Consider the following 4,086-nt stretch of genomic DNA (forward strand, 5'->3'; position numbering starts at 1 on the left):
CCGTTGGCCGGCCTCGACCCGCCTTCACCGTTCATGAGGGCCGGCCAACGGCCGGCGCTACCGTTTACAGGAACATCGCCATGACCACCTCCAGCGCCCTCGACAGCTTCCTCGACAAATGGCGCACCCGCTGGCCGGAATGGTCGGTGGCCGAACCCTTCATTCCCGAACACCAGCGCAATCTGGTGGTGGCGTGGTTTTCACTGCTGCAGGAATTCGACGACATCCTCAACACCGCCGGCGATCCGTTGCCCGCCGACGCCAAGCTGGCGTGGTGGGGCGAGGAGCTGCGCAGCTGGGCCGGGCAACGCTCGCGCCACCCGCTGGGCCGGCTGCTGGAACCGGTGCGCGCACCGTGGGCCGAGCTGGCGCAGACGCTGCCGGACCTGATCGAGGCGCGCGCGGTGCCGGTGGATGCCGCGCAGGCACGGCAGGCACTGCAGGCCTATTCCGCAGCAGTGGCGGCCGTGGAAGCGGTGATGTTCGATACGCCGGCGCGCGGAGACGTGGCCAGCCCGGTGCTGTTGCAGACGTTGAGCCAGCGTCTGCAGGAAGCCGGGGTGGCGGCGGTACCGCGTTCGCTGCTGGCGCAGGATGATGGCAATGCGGCGCAGCGCTATGCGGCGCAGCTGCTGCAGCCGTGGCCGAGCCGTGTGGCCGGTCCGCGCCCGCGGCGCATGTATGCCTCGCTGGCGCGTACGCGGTTGCAGGCGTTCGCCGAAGGTCGTGCGCCGCAGGTGACGCCGTTGCGCACCTTGTTGCGCACGTGGTGGGCCGGACGCGGCTGAGATCCCGCAGGACGCGCAGGGCGCGTCCCTACGGCTTGCGCTCCAACACCAGCAGCGGATCAATCCGGGTATCAAACCAGTTCATGCCCCAGTGCAGGTGCGGCCCGGTCGCACGCCCGGTGGCCCCGACGGCGGCAATCACCTGACCCTGTTCCACCCGGTCGCCGACCTTCACATCGATCCGCGACAGGTGCAGGAAGTTGGAGCTGATGCCGAAGCCGTGATCGAGCAGCAAGGTTCCGCCAGTCAGGTACAGATCCGCACCCGCAAACGTCACCACGCCAGCGGCAGGTGCTTTCACCGGGGTGCCGGTCGGCACCGCGATATCCATGCCCGAATGCCCTGAGCCGGGTTGCCCGTTGTACACCCGCGCATTGCCGAAGCGGCCGCTGATCCGACCCTGCACCGGCCAGATGAAGGCCTGTGCGAAATCGGCACGGTTGTCATCGCGCGACCGCGCGGCCGTGACCTCTGCCTGCTCGCGTTTGATCCGCTCGGCAATCGCCGGCGGCGGGTTCACTGTCTTGGGCGGCACGCCATTGACGCGCTCGACCGGCCAGTCGCGCGGCGTCACGGCAATCCGCGCCGTTTCCGTACTGCCGTCGGGGCGCTGCACGGCCACCTGCAGCGGCCCTTTTTCATCGCGGCCAATGCCGAACACCACGCTGCCGTAACCGCTCACCCGCAGCGTGCGGCCGGCGTAGGTGACGGTGCTGCCGGGCGGCACCTTGCCGATCACCATCGCCCCCTGCGAGGCGCTGGCCGGAAACACCACGCGCGTGTCGGCCTGGGCGAGGGCAGGGGCGGGCAGCAGCGCGGTCGCTGCGACGGGGGCCAGGGCCAGCAGGCCCAGGCCCATCATCCATGCCCGCATCAGCGGTCGTAGCTCAGGCGCTGGCCGTTCGGCGCGCCCACCAGGGCGGTGCCGTCCCAGGCCAGCTCGCCGTTGACCCAGGTCGAGGCGATGCGCGAGCGGAAGGTCATGCCTTCAAACGGCGACCAGCCACACTTGGACAGGATGTCTTCGCGCTTCACCGTGAACGGCACGTCTTCCACCAGCACCAGGTCGGCGAAGTAGCCTTCGCGCAGGTAACCGCGCTGGCTGACATCAAACAGCTGCGCGGGCGCATGCGCGAACTTCTGCACGACCTGTTCGATGCTCAGCTTCCCTTCGTGCACCAGTTCCAGTGCCGCGACCAGTGCGTACTGCACCAGCGGCAGACCCGAAGGAGCCTGCGCATACGGCTTCTGCTTTTCTTCCCAGGTGTGCGGGGCGTGGTCGGTGGCCAGCACGTCGATCACGTTGTCGGCCACCGCCTTGGTCAGCGCTTCGCGGTCGCTCACTTCCTTGATCGCCGGGTTGCACTTGATCAGGTTGCCGAGGCGGGCGTAGTCGGTGCGGTCAAAGCGCAGGAAGTGGATGCAGGTTTCGGCGGTGATCTGCTTGCGGCTGCCATCGGCGCGGATCAGCGGACCCTTCTCGAACAGGGCCAGTTCATCGGCGGTGGAAATGTGCAGCACGTGCAGGCGGGTACCGTGCTTCTTCGCCAGCGACACCGCCAGCTGCGACGACTTCAGGCAGGCCTCGCGCGAGCGGATGTCCGGATGCTGTTCGGCGCTGAGGGCATCGCCGTACTTCTCGGCGTACTCCTTGGCCTTGGCATCGATCATCGGCGTGTCTTCACAGTGGGTGATGATCGGCGTGGGGGCGTCGCGGAAGATCGCGTCCAGGGTTTCCGGGTTGTCGACCAGCATGTTGCCGGTGGAGGCACCCATGAACACCTTGATGCCCGGCGCGGTCTTGGGATCCAGAATCTGGATGTCAGCCAGGTTGTCGTTGCTGGCGCCCATGTAGAAGCCGTAGTTGGCACGCGCACGACCGGCGGCGGCATCGTACTTGGCCTGCAGCGCGGCGGCGTTGAGCGTGGGCGGGTTGGTGTTGGGCATGTCCATGAAGCTGGTCAGCCCGCCGGCCACGGCGGCGGCCGATTCGGTGGCGATGTCACCCTTGTGGGTCAGGCCCGGTTCGCGGAAGTGCACCTGGTCGTCGATCATGCCGGGCAACAGCCAGCGACCGGCGGCGTCGACCACGGTCTCGCCCGGGCGCGCTTCCAGGCCGGTGCCGATCTGCGCGATGCGGCCGTTCTCGATGCGCAGGTCACCCTGGGTGACGGTGCCTTCATTGACCAGACGGGCGTTGACGATGAGCGTGGAGGACATTTCAGTGGTTTCCTGGGCAGCGACAGGCGGCGCGATCGGTGCGCGCAGGCACCTCGTCGATACCGCCGGGATGGAAGGGATGGCAACGCCCCAGGCGCTTGGCGGCAAGCCAGCTACCGCGCGCGGGGCCGTGCACGGCAATGGCCTGCATGGCGTATTCAGAACAGCTGGGCATGAAACGGCAGCGCGGTCCCAGCAGTGGGCTGATGAAGCGCTTGTAGAAGCGGAGCAGGGCGATGAGCAGGCGTGAGATCACGTGCCCATCTTAGAGCAGTTGGCATGAAGGCCGCATTTGTCGCAGGATGGGCTGTTGGTTCCGTCCGCGCCGGGTGCGCGCCGGACCGCTCCGGCACCGTGGGTGCCGGGTCAGGTACCGAACTGCGCACGTCGGTCCACCCCCAAATGGGGCCCGATGTCACCGCAGGCGGCTCCGAGCATGAACGGAGTCCGTCACGTGGTTGCTGCTGCGGGTCGGGTAGGCTATAAAGGCCCGCTTTCCCGGGCCCCGGGGGAAACCAAGGAAGAGCGTTTCGTGGCTGCTAAAAAAACTGCAAAGAAGGCCGTCCAGGCCGCCAAGAAAACCGCCAAGCCTGTAGCAAAAAAGGCGGCCAAGTCTGTTGCCAAGAAGCCGGCGACCAAGCCGGTCGTGGCTAAAAAGGCAGCTGCCAAGCCGGCGGCCAAGGCACCGGCAAAGAAGGCTGCTGCGCCGGCCAAGGTCGCGAAGAAGGCAGCACCGGTCAAAAAGCCGGCAGCCAAGCCCGCCGTCGCGAAGAAGGCTGCGCCGAAGCCGGTCGCCAAAACGCCGGCCAAGAAGGTCGCCGCTCCGGCCAAAACCGCCAAAGCACCCGTAAAGCCGGCGGCCAAGCCCGCGCCGGTCAAGAAGGCAGCGGCCAAGCCGGCACCGGCCAAGCCCGCCAGCAAGCCCGTTGCATCCAAGCCGGCCGCCAAGCCGGCCGCAGCACCCGTAGTGAAGTCCGCACCGAAGCCGGCCCCGCCGGCGCCGGCCAAGTCTGTCCCGGCCAAGGCCGCGGCCCAGCCTGCGCCTGCCCCCGCCCCGGCGCCCCCAGCCGCCGCGGGG

Annotated in this window: 4 protein-coding genes and 1 pseudogene; 1 reads left to right on the forward strand and 4 read right to left on the reverse strand. The window is 68.0% G+C overall.

Annotation, left to right across the window (positions count from 1 at the left end; translation table 11 throughout):
• Positions 1-80: 80 nt before the first annotated feature.
• Entirely contained in the window at positions 81-788 is a 708-nt protein-coding gene (locus tag QMX83_RS20560) for a squalene/phytoene synthase family protein (RefSeq protein WP_282298481.1), read from the forward strand.
• A gap of 28 nt (positions 789-816) precedes the next feature.
• Here QMX83_RS20560 and QMX83_RS20565 read toward each other — a convergent pair whose 3' ends face one another.
• The 4 genes and pseudogenes from QMX83_RS20565 to QMX83_RS20580 form a co-directional block, all read right to left on the reverse strand.
• Positions 817-1,662 (reverse strand): peptidoglycan DD-metalloendopeptidase family protein, encoded by an 846-nt coding sequence (locus QMX83_RS20565; protein WP_282298482.1) that lies wholly within the window; start codon positions 1,660-1,662, stop codon positions 817-819.
• Positions 1,662-3,008 (reverse strand): dihydroorotase, encoded by a 1,347-nt coding sequence (locus tag QMX83_RS20570; protein ID WP_282298483.1) that lies wholly within the window; start codon positions 3,006-3,008, stop codon positions 1,662-1,664. Before QMX83_RS20570 ends, QMX83_RS20565 begins: the two co-directional genes overlap by 1 nt.
• Position 3,009: 1 nt before the next feature.
• Positions 3,010-3,264, reverse strand: coding sequence for a membrane protein insertion efficiency factor YidD (gene yidD, locus QMX83_RS20575; protein ID WP_282298484.1), 255 nt, complete (start codon positions 3,262-3,264; stop codon positions 3,010-3,012).
• A 217-nt stretch (positions 3,265-3,481) separates the two neighbouring features.
• A pseudogene (locus QMX83_RS20580) lies at positions 3,482-4,086 on the reverse strand (hypothetical protein); the annotation flags it as partial.

The sequence above is a fragment of the Stenotrophomonas sp. PS02289 genome, assembly GCF_029960115.1.
GTDB lineage: Bacteria > Pseudomonadota > Gammaproteobacteria > Xanthomonadales > Xanthomonadaceae > Stenotrophomonas.